Below are 14,369 nucleotides of genomic sequence, written 5' to 3'. Positions count from 1 at the left end.
CCCGGGGGATAGCACGATAGGGGAATTGACGGCGCGCCCGCGATCGGGGCGCACGTCGTGGCCGGGCGCCAGGGCACTGGCGGCGGCCCGGGCCGCCGGCCTGCGATGGCGCGGCGGCGGCCCGTCAGGCGACTACTTCTCTTCCTTCACGCGATAGACCAGCACGCCAGTGGAGGCCAGCGACAGCACCTTGGCCGTGACGCTGCCCAGCAGCAGGCGCGACAGGCCGCTGCGGCCGTGGCTGCCGATGAAGATGAGGTCGCAGCCGTTGTCGGCGGCGGCCTGTACGATGCCGTCGGCCACGTTGAAGTTGGACACGGCGCACTTGGAGGCCGTGACGCCCGCGGTGTGCGCGCGGTCCAGCACCTGCTTCAGGTATTTATCAGACTGCTCGGAGGCGGCTTTCTCGTAGTCCTCGTCGGTGATGGCATAGGCTGCCGCCATGCCGTCGAAGCCGATGGTGGCCGCGAAAGGCTGGCTGACGTGCAGCGCAACGACCTCGGCGCCGACGGAGCGGGCGAAGTGGATACCGGCATTGGCCGCCTGCGACGACAGCGGGGAGCCGTCGGTAGGGATCAGGATTTTCTTGAACATGATTCGCTCCTGTCTGTGTAGAGGCAGGCCCATGCTACCGGAAAAGCCTTTTCCCGGGCATCACAGCTGTGACAAAGCTTGATCGGGATCAACCCTTGAGCTGTTGCGCGTTGGCGTACAGGTTGGTGCAGCGCGTGCCCGAACGGCAATAGGCCAGCACGGGACCCGGCAGTTCGCGCAGCAATTCGGCGAAGCGCGTGACGTCGTCCATGGTCATGGCGCCGCTGACCACGGGCTGGTATTCGATGCGCAGGCCCAGCGCCTGGGCCGCGCGCGACACGTCGGCCGCGGTGGGCTGGTCGGCGCCGCCTTCGTAGTCGGGACGGTTGATGATGACGCTCTTGTAGCCGGCGGCGGCCACGTCGGCCATGTCCTCGGGCGTGAGCTGAGGCGCCACGGCGAAATCGGGGCTGAGGGGGCGGATGGGAGCGGCCATGATTCTTTCCTGATGACGTTTCTGAGGGGAATACTGGAGTATAGGCGTCAGGCCGCGCCGTTCGCCGGCCGGACCGGCAGCAGCGTGGCCAGCTCGCGCCACATGGGCGCGTTGTCCACCATGGTGACCGAGAAGCGCAGCATGGTGGATGGCGCCTGCGCGGGCGAGAACAGCGTACCGGGCGCCAGCAGCATGCCGCGGTCGGCGGCGTCGCGCGCCACGGCCTCGGAATCGCGGCCGCAATCGGCCCACAGGAACATGCCGGACGGCGGCTCGTGCGGCACCGTCAGGCCCAGCTTCAACAGGCCCTTCAGGCAGCGCTGCCGCGCCTCGTCGACGCGGGCGCGCACGCGCTCGATGTGGCGGCGGTACTGGCCGTCGGCCAGTACGCGATGCACCACGCGTTCGCCCAGCTCGCAGGACGTCAGCCCGGCCAGCATCTTCAGATCGGCCAGCTTCTGCACCAGTTGCTCGTCGGCGGCCAGGTAGCCCACGCGCAGGCTGGCCGCCAGCATCTTCGAGAAGCCGCCCACCAGGATGACGCGCCGGAAGCGATCCAGCTCGGCCAGCTTGGTCGCGCCGCCCGCATGCAATTCGCCGTAGGTGTCGTCCTCGACCACCATGAAATCGTGCCGCTCGGCCACGCGCAGGATGTCATAGGCGGCGCCCGCCGACAGCGTATGCCCCGTGGGGTTGTGCACGGTGCCGTTGACGATGAACAGCTTGGGCTTGTGTTCGGCCGCGTACTGCTCCAGCAGCGCGATGTCGGGCCCGTTGGGGCCGCGCGGCACGCCGATCAGGCGCGCGCCGAAGGCGGCCAGGCGGCCGAAGATGACGAACCAGGCGGGGTCTTCGACCAGCACGGTGTCGCCCGGCTGCACCAGGTGCCGCGCGACCAGGTCCAGGCCGTGGGTGACGCCGTTGGTGGTCAGCAGGTTGCGTTCGGGATGCGCGGGCAGGCCCTGCTCCTGCAGCATGGACGCGATCTGCTGGCGCAGCGGCCCGTAGCCCTGCGGATGGCCATAGGACACGAGCTGGCTGCGCACGGTCCGGCCCACCGCGCGCACCGCGCCGGCCACCATCTCGGGATCGAGCCAGTCGGGCGGCAGCAGGCCCGCGCCGCCCGGCATGCCCGAGGTGGCGTTGTCGCGGAACATGCTGCGCAGCAGCCACGCGATGTCGATGCGGGCGGGGGTCTCGATGGCGCCGGACGCGGCGGCCGGCGCCAGCGGCGCGCTGCGCGCCCGTACGAAGAAACCGGCGCCGCGGCGCGATTGCACCAGGCCGCGCGCGACCAGGCGGTCGTAGGCCTCGACCACCGTGAAGCGGCTGACGCCGGACTGCTCGGCCATCTTGCGGATGGATGGCAGGCGGGTGCCGGGACGCAGGCCCTGGTCGTCGATGCGGCGCGCCAGGTCGTCCGCCAGCTGCGCCACCAGCGTGGCGTCGGCTTCCCGCACCGGCTGCCAGCCCGCGTGGGCGGGAAGTGAGCTTGTAACTGTCATGGGAGTTCGACCGGGCCAGTCCGCAAGAGGAATCGGAAAAGTGTACCGGTACTGTACCGTTAACTGTGCGTAGAGTGACAGCAATCGCCCCGAGTGGCAAGCCCCGTCTCACTGGACTCCTCGCATGACGCGCTCATCCGCCTTGCCCGTTTCATCTCCACCCGCCGCGCCTGCCTGGGAGGGCTATGGCTACGGCCTGCTGGGCGTCATCGTGTTCAGCCTGACGCTGCCGATGACGCGGGTGGCCGTGGCGGAGCTGTCGCCGCTGCTGATCGGCCTGGGCCGCGCGCTGGTGGCCGCCGTGCCCGCCATCGCCATGCTGGCGCTGACGCGCAGCCGCCTGCCCGATCGCCGCGAATGGTCTGGCGTGATCCTGGCCGCGCTGGGCATCGTGGTCGGCTGGCCCATGGCCTCGACGCTGGCCATGCAGACCGTGCCGTCCTCGCACGGTGCCATCTTCAACGGCCTGCTGCCGCTGTCGACGGCGGCGTTCGCGGCCTGGCGCAGCGGCGAGCGGCCCTCGCCGCGCTTCTGGCTGTGGGCGCTGGCCGGCGCGGCGCTGGTAACCGCGTATGCGCTGCGCCAGGGGCACGGCGCGCTGCAAACGGGCGACCTGTGGCTGCTGCTGGCCGTGCTGCTGGGCGGCTTGGGCTATGCCGAAGGCGCGCGCGCCTCGCGCACGCTGGGGGGCTGGCGCACCATCTGCTGGGCGCTGGCGATCAGCGCACCGGTGTTGGTGCTGCCGGTGGGCTGGATGGCGGCGGATGCGTCCCTGCCGTCCGCGCAGGTCCTGTACGCCTGCGCCTACCTGGCATTCGGCTCGATGTTCCTGGGCTTCTTCGCCTGGTATCGCGGGCTGGCGGTGGGCGGCATCGCCCGCGTGGGGCAAATACAGTTGCTGCAGCCCTTCCTGACCGTGATGGCGGCCGCCGCGGTATTTGGCGAAAGCGTGGAAACCAGTACATTCTTCTTTGCCGCCGCCGTCATCGCGATCATCGCGGGCGGGCGCCGCGCCCTGGTGGGAGGACCCCGATGAATGGCATCGATACAGTGGCCCAGCTGCCGCTGGCCTCGCTGTCCCTGCTGGGACCGCTGGCGCTGTTCGCGCTGGTCTCCTCCATCACGCCCGGCCCGAACAACGTGATGCTGGCCTCGTCGGGCCTCACCTTCGGGTTCCGCCGCAGCGTGCCCCACATGATGGGCGTCAACATCGGCTTCTCGCTGATGATCGTGCTGGTGGGCCTGGGCCTGGGCGCGGCCTTCCACCAGGCGCCGGTGCTGTACGAGGTCCTGAAATACGCGGGCGCGGCCTACCTGCTGTACCTGGCCTGGAAGATCGCGACGTCCGGTCCGCTGGAGAGCGGCGAGGCGCGCGGCAAGCCCTTCACCTTCATGCAGGCCGCGCTGTTCCAGTGGGTCAATCCCAAGGCCTGGGTGATGGCCGTGGGCGTCATCGCCACCTACACGCCGCAGGCCGGTTTCTTCGGCAACCTGATCATCGCCGCGACGGTCTGCTGCATCGTCAACCTGCCCGCCATCGGCATCTGGGTGCTGTTCGGCAGCGGCCTGCGCCGCTGGCTGCACCGGCCGGGCGCCATCCGCGCGTTCAACGTGGGGATGGCGGTGCTGCTGGTGGCGTCGCTGTATCCGGTGGCGTTCGAGCTGGCGGGACGGGTGTCGGGGCAGCCCTGATGCGGGGATAGCGGTACGGGAGTCGGGACAGCCTGCGACGCAGCGATGGCGGAATATTTTTTTCAGGACGTCGCATCGCCGCGGACACCGGCCGCGCGTGCCGGCCGCGGACCCTGCGCTTTCACGCCATCAGCCAATACACCGCGGCCGGGGTCACGAACACGTTGAACAACCCGGCCAGCACCATCACCAGCCCGGCCACCGCGCCCTCTTCCGCCGCGAACTCGCGCGCCTTCGCCGTGCCGGCGCCGTGCGCGCCCATGCCGAACAGCGCGCCGCGCGCCAACGGGGAACGCAGCGGCAGCCAGGTCCGCAGCCATCCTCCCATCACCGTGCCCAGCACGCCGGTGACGATCACGAATACCGCCGTCAGGTCCGGCTGGCCGCCCACGTGCAGCGACACCGACATCGCGAAAGGCGTCGCGATCGAGCGCGGCAGCAGGCTCAGCCGCATCTCGTCGGGCAATTCCAGCAGCGTGCCCAGCAGCCAGGCGCTTACGCCGGCGATCAGGCTGCCCACCATCACGCCCGCCACCAGCAGCGGCCAGTAGCGGCGGATCAGCGCGCGCTGCTCGTACAGCGGCAGCGCGAACGAGACCAGCACCGGTCCCAGCATCGCCATCAGCCAGTGCGAACCCGACATGTAGCCGGTGTAGCCCGCGCGCAACGCCACGGCCAGCGCCAGCAGGATCGCGGGCGCCATCACCAGCGTCGACGTCCACCATGCCGGCCTGTGGCGATACGACCAGCGCGCGGCGAGGTAGGCCGCCACGGTGGCCAGCGGCCAGAAGACCAGCTCGAATTCAGGCCGCATGGCGATGCATCCAGCGGTAGCAGAGATCGATGGTGATGGCCGTGCCCGCCATCACCAGCAGCGTGCCCAGCGCGATGACGGCCAGCAGCTTCAGGCCCAGCAGGCCGAGGAATTCGCGATGGTCGAGCACCGACATCACGGCGGGGACGAAGAACAACAGCATCTCGGCCAGCAGCCAGCGGGCGCCCCGCCTCACCGAACGCAGCCGCAACCTCCCGCTGGCCAGCAGCGCCAGCACCAGCAGCAGGCCGACCACGCCGCCCGGCACCGGCAGGCCGGACCAGGCCGCCAATTGCTGGCCGGCAACGGAAAACAGCACGATGAGGGCGATCTGCAGCAGGCGGCTGCGGCGCAGGGCGAGATGGAACTGCAGCGAAAGCGAACGGCGGGAAGGCATGAGGACACCAGGAAGCAGGTATCCTTTGTACGCCCGCGGGGGCTATAGATGAAATGAATTCTATGAATCCGTTGTATTCGATTCTGGAATGGAATGGGAGATATGCCATGGAACTGCGTCCTTTGCGCGCCCTGGTGGAAGTGATGCGGCAAGGCGGCTTCTCGCAGGCCGCGCGTGCCGTTCACGCCACGCAGCCGACCATCAGCAAGGCCATCCGGCAACTGGAGGACGAGCTGGGCATGGTGCTGCTGGACCGCCAGGCCCAGCCGCCCCAATTGACGCAGGCCGGGGAGATCGTCTACCGGCGCGCCGTATCGATGCTGGCCGAGCGCGACGACCTGCGCGCCGAACTGGACGACCTGCGCGGACTCAAGCGCGGCACGTTGCGCCTGGGCCTGCCGCCGCTGGGCAGCGCCTCGCTGTTCGCGCCGATGTTCGCGCGCTTTCGCGGTCGCTACCCCGCCATCGAGATCAGCCTGGTCGAGCGCGGCAGCCGCCGCCTGGAGGAAATGGTGATGGCGGGCGAACTGGAGCTGGCCGCCTCGCTGACGCCCGTGCCCGCCGACTGCGAATGGCAGCCGGTGGCGCGCGAACCGCTGCTGGCCCTGCTGCCGCCGGACCACGCCTATGCGCGGGCCAAGCGCGTCAGCCTGAACGAGCTACAGGGCTCGCCGTTCATTCTGTTCGAAAGCGGCTTCGCCTTGAACCAGATCCTGGAACAGGCTTGCCTGCGCGCAGGCTTCACCCCCAACACGGTGGCCCGCAGCGGGCAGATCGACTTCATCATCGCGCTGGTGGCCGCCGGCCTGGGCGTGGCCTTCCTGCCCCGCATGGAGGTACGCGCGCGGCGCCGGGCCGGCGTGCGCTGCGTGCCGCTGGACGACGCGGGCACGGATTGGGAGATCGGCCTGATCTGGCGGCGCGGCAGCCATCTGTCCCCGGCCGCGCAGGCCTGGCTGCAGCTGACCCGGCAGGCGCGGCACCTGCACGAGTGAGCGCCATCCTGTAACAGGGAACCCTGCCCGCGCGCCGCGGTCCGATATCCCCATGCCCATCCCGCTACGCCTGCCCTCGCGCCGCCTGATCGCCGCCGCCCTCGTGGTGGCGGCGGGCGCGTTCGGCTGCACCGAACTGGACGCCTGGCAGCGTTCGGCGATCTTTTCCCCGCAAACCGAGCAGCGCCCCTGGTGGCGCGAGCCGCAGACCGGTACCGAGGTCTACGACCTGGCCCTGGCCAACGGCGACAAGGTGCACGCCTGGTACTGGCAGGCCGCCCGGGCCGATGCGCCCACGGTGCTGTACCTGCACGGCGCGCGCTGGAACCTGAACGGCGGCGCCTTCCGGATCGACGCGTGGACGCGGCTGGGCTATTCCGTGCTGGCCATCGACTACCGCGGCTTCGGCGCGTCCACCGCGCTGCTGCCGTCGGAGCGCACGGCCGGCGAGGATGCCGCCGCGGCGCTGCGCGAGCTGGCCCGGCGCCAGCCCGACCCCGCCCGGCGCTTCGTGTATGGACACAGCCTGGGCGGCGCCATCGCCATCGACCTGGCGGCGCGGCAGGATCGACCGGCGTTCGCGGGCCTGATCGTCGAATCCAGCTTCACCAGCGTGGCCGCCATGCTGGGCACGCTGCGCTGGGGATGGCTGCCTGGCGCCAGCCTGCTGGTCACCCAGCCTTTCGCGTCGGTCGACAAGCTGGCCACGCTGACCACGCCCATGCTGTTCCTGCACGGCACGGCGGATTCGGTCGTGCCGCACACCATGAGCGACGAACTGTACGCCGCGGCGCTGAAGGTGCCGCCCGAGCTGAAGCGGCTGGTGAAGATCGAGGGCGCCGCGCATTCCAACGCGATCCGCAGCGGCGAGGTCTACGACGACGCGGTGCGCGGCTTCATCCGCGATGCGGGCCGGGCGTACCGGCCGGCGCAGCTGCGCGCGGGGTCGGAAGCGTCGAACTCATAGCGTCATGGCGCGTGGCCGGCGCCGCGGGCAGCGTGCCCCGTGCGTGCAGCCTCACGCCTCTGCGGCCTGCGCCGTCGCGCGTCCCCACCAGCGGGCACGCAGCCTGTCGTAGGCCAGGTTGTAGAAGAAGGCGTAGGGCAGGTAGAACGCCAGCAGGCCGATGTCCAGCAGCAGCGCCTGCCACAGGCCGATGCCCAGCCACAGTGCCGCCAGCGGCACCACGATCAGCACCAGTCCGCCCTCGAAGCCGATGGCGTGCAGCACGCGCACCGGCAGGTTGCGGCGCAGGCCCCAGCGCCGTTCCAGGCGCTCGAAGCCGGCGTTGTAGGCCATGTTCCAGAACAGCGCGACCAGGGCGATGGCGGCGGTCAGCAGGCCCATGTCCAGCACGGACTCGTGCATGGCCCAGGCGGCCGCCGGCGCGCTCAGGCCGATGGCGATGATCTCGAAGAAGAAGGCGTGCAGGAAACGCTCTTTGAGGGACTTGGGCTTGGCGGATGACTTCATGAAAGGGGTGGCGGCGGCATGGCGGCGATGTCAGGACGCAGCGTGGACCATACCCGATTCGCGCGCGGCCTGCCCGCGCAGGGCGGTGTAGCGCGCGATGCGCACCCCATTGTCACGCAGCCAGGTGGCGAGCGCAGGCCGCGACAGCACGTCGTACTCGGCGGCACGCTGCGCCGACAGCGCATCCGCGTGGAGCGCCGCGGGCGCGGCCGGATGGCACATCAGCAGGTCGCCGTCGCGCGCGGCGCGCAGCCAGGCGTGCAGGCGCCGCGAATAGGCCTGCGCCCCGCCGCGCAGGCCGTAGACGCCCAGCAGGCCCGCATTGCAGCGCCAGCCGTCCGCCCGCGCGGCGCGGCGCAGCGCGTGGCCGCCCAGCGCGCCGATGAGGTGCGCCTTGGCCGCGTCGGCCAGGCGCTGGCCCCGCTGGCCTCCGGGCACGGTGCAGCGCAGCCAGGGCCGGGACTGGCCATAGCGTTCGCGCAGGGCCGCCAGCAGGCGCCCGCGCACCCCGGGCAACTGGTGCACGTGCTGGTGGCCGTCGACGTAGTCGGGCGCCCGACCCATGACCGCCTCGAACACGTCCAGCTGGCAGCGGATGGCGGCATCGACCCACGCGGCATCGAGCAGGCCGCCGAAGGCGCTGGCGATGAGGTGCGGCAGGCGCATGCCCAGGCTGCCTTCCATCGCTTCGGTCAGGTTCAGGTGCAGGCCCAGGTCGACGTCGGCGTGGCGCAGCGAAGCGGCGCTGGACGCGAAGGTGGGCCCGGTGGACAGGCAGCTGACGGCGCTCAGGCGGCCCAGGTCCGCCAACCGCAGTACGCCCGCATCCACGGCGGAATTCATGCCAAAATCGTCCGCGCATACGACGATGCGCCGCGTCTCGCGCAGTTCAAGCCACACGTCGTCCATCAGCCCGTTCCAATGTCCCCGCTTGCCAAACAGATTGCCTGGTTCATCGCGGTGGGTTGCGCCGCCGCGGCCACCCACTGGGGGGTGGCCGTCGCCAGCGTCGAGGGCATCGGCCTGGCGCCGCTGGCCGCCAATGCCGTGGGCTGGCTGGTTGCCTTCATGGTGTCTTTCTACGGTCATTACCGCCTCACGTTCCGCCATGCCGCGACGTCCTGGATTGTGGCCGTCCGGCGTTTCTTTCTTGTTTCCGCCGCCGGCTTCGCCTTGAATGAAGCCGCCTACGCCTGGTTGCTGCACGCCACGCCGTTGCCGTACGACGTGCTGCTGGCCCTCATCCTGCTGGGGCTGGCGGTGTTGACGTTCCTGGCGAGCCGGCTGTGGGCGTTCCGTCGCAGGCCGCCTGCCTGAGCTCCGCCCCGCCCTCCAGCAGCCACACGCGTCGCTTGCCTTCGCTGAACTGAGGGTGCGCGCCGGACAGCACCGGATACAGGCCTTCGTCGCCCAGGCTGCCCCACAGCCAGAAGCGGCTGCCGGGCGCGGCGGCGCACAGGCGCTGGCGCAGCGCCTGCGCCGTCACCAGCACCTCCTGCGCCACCGCCGGGGCGAACTCGCCCGCGTCGTACAGTTCCTTGCGCCAGTTGTCGCGCTGCGCGATGGCGGGGCTGTCCCATTCATCCACGACCCAGAACGGCGTCCGCGATCGCGTGTAGAAGCCCAGGTCGAACGGATAGGCGTGCAGGGACGCCGTCACGTCGCCCGGCTGCATGCGCGCCGCGACCTGCGGCGCCAGCGTCGACGCGCTGCCGCGCGGCCGGCCGGCCGCGATGTTGACGGCCACCACGCATACCAGCGCGGCCGCCGCGAGGCTGGCCGCCACCAAGCGGCCCGGCGGCAGTTCGGGCGTGGCGCGCTGGCGGATGTCGCGCAACACCTCCCCCACCAGGAACGCCAGCGGCGGCAGCGCGGGCAGGATGTAGCCCACCAGCTTGGACGCGGGCAGCGAGAAGAACGCCAGCACCACGCCCAGCCAGATCGCCATCAGGCGGCGCAGGCCATCGGGATCGTCCGCGCACCAGAAGCGCCTGCGGAACATGCCGCCCGACCACAGCGACCACGGCAGCGCCAGGCCGGCCAGCACGGGCAGGTAGAACCAGAACGGCTGGGCGTTGTTGAAGCCCGCCTGCGCGAACCGCTGGAAATGCTGGTAGACGAAGAAGTAGTGGAAGAAGCCGGGAAAGCGCGCCTGCATCATCCAGAACCAGGGCACGGCCACCGCAGCGAAGACCACGATGGCGGGCGGCCACAGCAAGGCCCGCAGGCCCCGGCCGTCGCGGCGCCACAGCAGCCACAGCGCCAGCGCGCCGCCGGGCAGCACGATGCCGATCAGCCCCTTGGCCAGCACGGCCAGGGCCGCGCACGCCGCCGTCGCCAGCGCCATCGCGCGCCACGGACGGCCATGCGCGCGCCGCAACACCGTGTCGGCGCCCGCCAGCACGCACAGGCAGATCATGCCGGCCACCGACATGTCCAGGTTGGCGAACTGCGCCCCGCCGTAGAACAGCGGCGTCGTCGCCAGCACCGCCGCCGCCGTGCGCGCGGCCACCGCGTCGCGATAGCGCCGCGCGAAGAAGTACAGGCCTGCCACCGCGGCCCAGGCCAGCAGCAGCGACGGCAGCCGCGCCGCCCATTCGTGCAGCCCGAAGGCGCGCATCGACAGCGCCGCCAGCCAGTAGAACAGCGGCGGCTTGTGGAAATACGGCATGCCGTCCAGCAGCGGCACGGCGAGGTCGCCGCTGCGCAGCATCTCCCACGCCACGCCGACGTAGCGGCCCTCGTCGGGCAGCGTCAGCGGACGCATCCAGGCCAGGAAGGCCAGCCACACGGCGGCCGCCAGCAGTACGGACACGGACGCGCCGCGCCCTTGGCCGCGCGGGCGCGCGGCCGCGACGGACGTCGTGTTCATTGTGCCTGCGCCGTCCGGGACTGGCGGGCGCGGCCGCGCCGCTGCCTGGCGACGAACAGCGGCCGTTCCTTCACTTCGTCGAAGATGCGCGCCACGTACTCGCCCATCACACCCAGCGAGATGAGATTGATGCCGGCGAAGAACAGCAGCGCCGTCACGATGGTGGTCCAGCCGGACACGGGATTGCCTTCCAGCAGGAAGCTGCCGACCAGGAAGCAGCCGTAGCAGAACGAGAGCAGCGCGAACACCGAGCCGACCAGGCTGGCCACGCGCAGCGGCCAGGTGGTGAAGGCGGTCAGGCCGTCGGCCGCCAGGCGCATCAGGCGCCACAGGCTGAAGCGGCTCTTGCCGTGGTGGCGCGCCATCGGCGTGTACGGCAGCGGCTCGGCGCGAAAGCCCACCCATGCGTACAGGCCCTTCATGAAGCGGGTGCGCTCGGGCAAGGCGATCAGCGCCTCGACCACCTTGCGGTCCATCAGGCGGAAGTCGCCGGCATGCGCGGGCACGTGCACGCCGCGCGTGCCGTTCAGCAGGCGATAGAACAGCTTCGCGCCCGCACGCTTGATCCAGCCTTCGTCGATGCGGTCGCGGCGCACGGCATAGACCATGTCCGCGCCGTCGCGCCAGCGTTCCAGCATCTGGGGAATCAATTCGGGCGGATGCTGCATGTCCGCGTCGAGGCAGATCACCACGTCGCCGTCGGCGGCCTCCAGCCCGGCGGCCAGCGCGGCCTCCTTGCCGAAGTTGCGCGACAGCTGCACGTAGCGCATGCCGTCCACGGCGCTCCAGTGTGTCATCAGGCCCGGCGTGGCATCGGTGCTGCCGTCATCGACGACGATGATCTCCCACCCGGCGCACCTGCGCTCCAGCAGTGCGCGCAGCGTGGGCAGCATGATGGTCAGGTTCTCGTACTCGTTCAGGCACGGGATGATGCAGCTGACGGTGCCCTCGGCGAGAAAGCCGGCGTCGGACGTCGTCACGCCTGCACCGGAAGCCGGGAAGTCGGCGGGCTCGGCTGCCGGGCGGACCGGCAGGTTTCTTTCGAGCGGGTTCATGTCATGCACCACACGCTGGGATCAGGAGTGGCGCAGTATGCGCAGCGATTCGTCGAATTTTCGTCGAATCGTTATCAACGTTTTATATCCGCGCCGGACACGGCGGCGCCCGTCGCCGGAGGCCGGCTCCACGGAGCGTTCCGGCGCGCCTGGACGCCCCGGGGTCGGAAGCGGCCCGCCGCGTGCACGGCGGTCCGTACGCGGCGGGCTATCCCTCCGGCTGGATCTTCGCCTGGCGGATCACGTCGGCGTACTTCTGCCGTTCGGCGCGCGTGAAATCGGCGTAGCGCTGACGGCTGCCGCCGCCGTCTTCCGCGCCGACCTGCGCCAGGCGCTCGACCACGTCGGGCATGGCCAGTATCTTCACGATGTCGGCATTGATGCGGTCGGCCATCGGCGCCGGCACGCCGGCCGGGCCGTCCACGCCGAACCAGATGCTGGCCTCGAAGCCTTCGTAGCCCTGCTCGGCCACGGTCGGCACGTCGGGATGCGAGGGCGAACGCTTGAGCAGCGTCTGCGCCACGGCATTGACCTTGCCGGACTTGATCAGCGGCGTGGCGGTGGTCATGCCCTCGAACGCATAGTGCACGTGGCCGCCCATCAGGTCCGTCATCAGCGGCGCCGAGCCCTTGTACGGCACGTGCAGCACGTCGATGCCGGCGCGCGCCTTGAAGACTTCCAGTGCCAGGTGTTGCGCGGATCCGGTGCCCGCCGAGCCGAAGATGATCTTGCCCGGCTGGCCGCGGCACAGCGCCACCAGGTCGGGCAGGGTCTTGGCGGGCTGGTTCACGTTGCCCACCAGGATGGTCGGCGTCTTGCCCACCAGCACGATGGGCGTGAAATCCTTCTCCACCGAGTAGCCCAGCTTGGGCTGCAGGCCTGGCGCGATGCCGTGGCTGTTGATGTGCGTCAGCAGCAGCGTGTTGCCGTCGCCCGCCTGCTTGGCCACGTGGTCGGCGGCAATGACGCCGGCCGCGCCCGCGCGGTTCTCGACGATGACCGGGATGTTCCATTCGGCACCCAGCTTCTGCGCCAGCAGGCGCGCCAGCACGTCGGTGCCGCCGCCGGCGGGAAAGCCCACCACGATGCGCACGGGCCCGGAAGGCAGTGTCTGCTGCGCGAAGGCGCGGGCGGCGGGCAAGCCGGCGGCTGCCGCGGCCGCCGCGGCCGCCGCGGCCGTGGCAAGGAACTGTCTGCGTTGCATGTGTAGTCTCCTGTGCGCCCTGTGCCGGGCGCGTCGTTATGCGTCATGCGTCCTGCGGTCGTCATTCGCGGCCGGCCGGCCGTATCGCGCAAGGCCGGCCATCCCGGCTCAGCGCACGGCCACCCACTTGCCGTAGCGCGCCACCTGCTGCTCGTCGAACGAGAAGCCCAGGCCGGGCTCCTGGTGCAGGATCACGCGGCCGTTCTTGTGGTCCAGCTGGCGATCGATCAGGCGGCGGAAGTTCAGCACCTGGTCGTCCCAGAAGAACTCGACGTAGCGGGCATTGGGCGTGGCCGCCACCAGCGGCGCATGCAGGTCGTGGAACCAGTGCGGGCACACCACAACGCCATAGCTGGCGGCGGTGGCCGCGATGCGCTTCCACTCGGTGATGCCGCCGCACACGGCCGCGTCGGTCTGCAGGATGCCCGCCGCGCCCTTGTCCAGCAGTTCCTTGTGATACCAGCGGCCATAGCCGATCTCGGCGGTGGCGATGGGCACGTGGGTCAGCTTCGCCAGCTTGGCGTGGCTGTCGACGTCGTCCGGACCGAATGGCTCTTCGATGAAGTATGGGTCGTACTGCTCGAAGCGGCGCACGTACTGCATGGCCTGCGTGACGTCGAGCCAGGCGTTGTTGCAGTCCATCATGATCTCGACGTCCGGGCCGACGGCGTCGCGCGCGGCCTTCAGGCGCGCCTCTTCCTCGCGCGGCGACAGGCGGCCGGTCTTCATCTTGACGGCCTTGAAGCCCTTGGCGGCGTAGCTGGCCATCTCCTCGCCCAGCATGGCGGGGGTCTTGCCTTCCAGGTAGTAGCCGCCGCTGGCGTAGGCCGGCACGCTGTCCAGCTCGGCCGCGCCCAGGTAGCGGTGCAGCGGCAGTTTCGCGGCGCGGGCGTTCAGGTCCCACAACGCGGTGTCCAGCGTGCTCAGCGCGCGCATCACCGTGCCCTGGCGGCCCTGCAGCAGGCCCTCCTGGTACATGTCGCGCCACAGCCCCTCGACCGCATGGGGATCGCGGCCCAGCAGCACCGGCGCCAGCAGGTCCTTCACGGCGGCTTCGAAAATGCTGCCGCCCGCGCTGCCCACATAGCAGAAGCCGATGCCTTCCACGCCTTCGTCCGAGCGCACCTTGACCAGCCCGTAGTGGCGGGTGCTGACGGTACGGTTCGAGAACGAGGTGACTTTGTCCAGGGGAACGGCGGCGGCGCAGACTTCGACGGAAACGATCTTGGGCATGGAGGCTCCAGAGGGATGAGGCCGGATCGGCTCCGGCACGGACCCCGACATTCTTTCCTCGCCATAAAAAAGCTCCAACCGCTTTCCTATGGCTTCAG

The 14,369-nt window shown here is 70.3% G+C and carries 16 protein-coding genes; 5 read left to right on the top strand and 11 right to left on the bottom strand.

Annotated features, from left to right (window positions below; translation table 11 throughout):
* Positions 1-132: 132 nt before the first annotated feature.
* The 3 genes from FS845_RS24700 to FS845_RS24690 form a co-directional block, all read right to left on the bottom strand.
* On the bottom strand, positions 133-594 hold the full coding sequence (locus FS845_RS24700) for a universal stress protein (protein WP_144640670.1): 462 nt from the start codon (positions 592-594) through the stop codon (positions 133-135).
* A gap of 88 nt (positions 595-682) precedes the next feature.
* Positions 683-1,030, bottom strand: coding sequence for a TIGR01244 family sulfur transferase (locus FS845_RS24695; protein WP_144640667.1), 348 nt, complete (start codon positions 1,028-1,030; stop codon positions 683-685).
* Positions 1,031-1,077: 47 nt separating this feature from the next.
* On the bottom strand, positions 1,078-2,490 hold the full coding sequence (locus FS845_RS24690; RefSeq protein WP_144640800.1) for a PLP-dependent aminotransferase family protein: 1,413 nt from the start codon (positions 2,488-2,490) through the stop codon (positions 1,078-1,080).
* A gap of 169 nt (positions 2,491-2,659) precedes the next feature.
* Between FS845_RS24690 and FS845_RS24685 the strand changes: the two genes are divergently transcribed.
* Both FS845_RS24685 and FS845_RS24680 read left to right on the top strand, forming a co-directional pair.
* Positions 2,660-3,571 carry a DMT family transporter gene (locus FS845_RS24685; RefSeq protein ID WP_144640664.1) on the top strand — a complete coding sequence of 304 codons (912 nt, stop codon included), beginning with the start codon at positions 2,660-2,662 and terminating at the stop codon, positions 3,569-3,571.
* Complete coding sequence (locus FS845_RS24680; protein ID WP_144640661.1) at positions 3,568-4,227, top strand: LysE family translocator; 660 nt, start codon at positions 3,568-3,570, stop codon at positions 4,225-4,227. The genes FS845_RS24685 and FS845_RS24680 overlap by 4 nt, the downstream gene beginning before the upstream one ends.
* 121 nt (positions 4,228-4,348) lie before the next feature.
* On the opposite strand, the gene FS845_RS24675 is transcribed toward FS845_RS24680, so the two are convergent.
* On the bottom strand, positions 4,349-5,041 hold the full coding sequence (locus tag FS845_RS24675; protein WP_144640658.1) for an LrgB family protein: 693 nt from the start codon (positions 5,039-5,041) through the stop codon (positions 4,349-4,351).
* Entirely contained in the window at positions 5,031-5,438 is a 408-nt protein-coding gene (locus FS845_RS24670) for a CidA/LrgA family protein (protein ID WP_144640655.1), read from the bottom strand. The genes FS845_RS24675 and FS845_RS24670 overlap by 11 nt, the downstream gene beginning before the upstream one ends.
* A 107-nt stretch (positions 5,439-5,545) precedes the next feature.
* Between FS845_RS24670 and FS845_RS24665 the strand changes: the two genes are divergently transcribed.
* Positions 5,546-6,433: a LysR family transcriptional regulator gene (locus FS845_RS24665; RefSeq protein WP_144640652.1), complete on the top strand. Its 888-nt coding sequence runs from the start codon at positions 5,546-5,548 to the stop codon at positions 6,431-6,433.
* 52 nt (positions 6,434-6,485) lie between these two features.
* Positions 6,486-7,400, top strand: a complete 915-nt coding sequence (locus FS845_RS24660) for an alpha/beta hydrolase (RefSeq protein WP_144640649.1) — start codon at positions 6,486-6,488, stop codon at positions 7,398-7,400.
* A gap of 51 nt (positions 7,401-7,451) precedes the next feature.
* Here FS845_RS24660 and FS845_RS24655 read toward each other — a convergent pair whose 3' ends face one another.
* Complete coding sequence (locus FS845_RS24655; protein WP_144640646.1) at positions 7,452-7,907, bottom strand: multidrug/biocide efflux PACE transporter; 456 nt, start codon at positions 7,905-7,907, stop codon at positions 7,452-7,454.
* A 30-nt stretch (positions 7,908-7,937) separates the two neighbouring features.
* The gene (locus FS845_RS24650) at positions 7,938-8,816 is read right to left on the bottom strand and encodes a ChbG/HpnK family deacetylase (protein ID WP_144640643.1); all 879 of its coding nucleotides are present in this window, start codon (positions 8,814-8,816) and stop codon (positions 7,938-7,940) included.
* 12 nt (positions 8,817-8,828) lie between these two features.
* Here FS845_RS24650 and FS845_RS24645 point away from each other — a divergent pair, with 12 nt between their 5' ends.
* Positions 8,829-9,224 carry a GtrA family protein gene (locus FS845_RS24645; RefSeq protein ID WP_144640640.1) on the top strand — a complete coding sequence of 132 codons (396 nt, stop codon included), beginning with the start codon at positions 8,829-8,831 and terminating at the stop codon, positions 9,222-9,224.
* On the opposite strand, the gene FS845_RS24640 is transcribed toward FS845_RS24645, so the two are convergent.
* The 4 genes from FS845_RS24640 to FS845_RS24625 all read right to left on the bottom strand — a co-directional run bounded on the left by FS845_RS24640 (position 9,148) and on the right by FS845_RS24625 (position 14,271).
* On the bottom strand, positions 9,148-10,779 hold the full coding sequence (locus FS845_RS24640; protein ID WP_144640637.1) for an ArnT family glycosyltransferase: 1,632 nt from the start codon (positions 10,777-10,779) through the stop codon (positions 9,148-9,150). The two genes, FS845_RS24645 and FS845_RS24640, sit on opposite strands and share 77 nt — an antisense overlap.
* Complete coding sequence (locus tag FS845_RS24635) at positions 10,776-11,834, bottom strand: glycosyltransferase family 2 protein (protein WP_144640635.1); 1,059 nt, start codon at positions 11,832-11,834, stop codon at positions 10,776-10,778. The genes FS845_RS24640 and FS845_RS24635 overlap by 4 nt, the downstream gene beginning before the upstream one ends.
* A 208-nt stretch (positions 11,835-12,042) precedes the next feature.
* Positions 12,043-13,038, bottom strand: coding sequence for a Bug family tripartite tricarboxylate transporter substrate binding protein (locus FS845_RS24630; protein ID WP_144640632.1), 996 nt, complete (start codon positions 13,036-13,038; stop codon positions 12,043-12,045).
* Between the two features lie 108 nt (positions 13,039-13,146).
* The gene (locus FS845_RS24625) at positions 13,147-14,271 is read right to left on the bottom strand and encodes a mandelate racemase/muconate lactonizing enzyme family protein (protein ID WP_144640629.1); all 1,125 of its coding nucleotides are present in this window, start codon (positions 14,269-14,271) and stop codon (positions 13,147-13,149) included.
* Positions 14,272-14,369: the final 98 nt, after the last annotated feature.

The sequence above is a fragment of the Bordetella genomosp. 13 genome (genome assembly GCF_007679965.1).
Lineage (GTDB): Bacteria > Pseudomonadota > Gammaproteobacteria > Burkholderiales > Burkholderiaceae_B > Bordetella.
Note: the sequence above shows the minus strand (reverse complement) of the source record. Positions and strands in the feature narration are given on the sequence as shown.

What these genes read in the sequence shown, in the direction of transcription:
- FS845_RS24640 (WP_144640637.1), bottom strand. Translation starts at nt 10,779, where the DNA reads ATGAACACGACGTCCGTCGCGGCCGCGCGCCCGCGCGGCCAAGGGCGC.
- FS845_RS24625 (WP_144640629.1), bottom strand. Translation starts at nt 14,271, where the DNA reads ATGCCCAAGATCGTTTCCGTCGAAGTCTGCGCCGCCGCCGTTCCCCTG.
- FS845_RS24655 (WP_144640646.1), bottom strand. Translation starts at nt 7,907, where the DNA reads ATGAAGTCATCCGCCAAGCCCAAGTCCCTCAAAGAGCGTTTCCTGCAC.
- FS845_RS24635 (WP_144640635.1), bottom strand. Translation starts at nt 11,834, where the DNA reads ATGAACCCGCTCGAAAGAAACCTGCCGGTCCGCCCGGCAGCCGAGCCC.
- FS845_RS24700 (WP_144640670.1), bottom strand. Translation starts at nt 594, where the DNA reads ATGTTCAAGAAAATCCTGATCCCTACCGACGGCTCCCCGCTGTCGTCG.
- FS845_RS24630 (WP_144640632.1), bottom strand. Translation starts at nt 13,038, where the DNA reads ATGCAACGCAGACAGTTCCTTGCCACGGCCGCGGCGGCCGCGGCGGCC.
- FS845_RS24680 (WP_144640661.1), top strand. Translation starts at nt 3,568, where the DNA reads ATGAATGGCATCGATACAGTGGCCCAGCTGCCGCTGGCCTCGCTGTCC.
- FS845_RS24675 (WP_144640658.1), bottom strand. Translation starts at nt 5,041, where the DNA reads ATGCGGCCTGAATTCGAGCTGGTCTTCTGGCCGCTGGCCACCGTGGCG.
- FS845_RS24660 (WP_144640649.1), top strand. Translation starts at nt 6,486, where the DNA reads ATGCCCATCCCGCTACGCCTGCCCTCGCGCCGCCTGATCGCCGCCGCC.
- FS845_RS24685 (WP_144640664.1), top strand. Translation starts at nt 2,660, where the DNA reads ATGACGCGCTCATCCGCCTTGCCCGTTTCATCTCCACCCGCCGCGCCT.
- FS845_RS24670 (WP_144640655.1), bottom strand. Translation starts at nt 5,438, where the DNA reads ATGCCTTCCCGCCGTTCGCTTTCGCTGCAGTTCCATCTCGCCCTGCGC.
- FS845_RS24695 (WP_144640667.1), bottom strand. Translation starts at nt 1,030, where the DNA reads ATGGCCGCTCCCATCCGCCCCCTCAGCCCCGATTTCGCCGTGGCGCCT.
- FS845_RS24650 (WP_144640643.1), bottom strand. Translation starts at nt 8,816, where the DNA reads ATGGACGACGTGTGGCTTGAACTGCGCGAGACGCGGCGCATCGTCGTA.
- FS845_RS24665 (WP_144640652.1), top strand. Translation starts at nt 5,546, where the DNA reads ATGGAACTGCGTCCTTTGCGCGCCCTGGTGGAAGTGATGCGGCAAGGC.
- FS845_RS24645 (WP_144640640.1), top strand. Translation starts at nt 8,829, where the DNA reads ATGTCCCCGCTTGCCAAACAGATTGCCTGGTTCATCGCGGTGGGTTGC.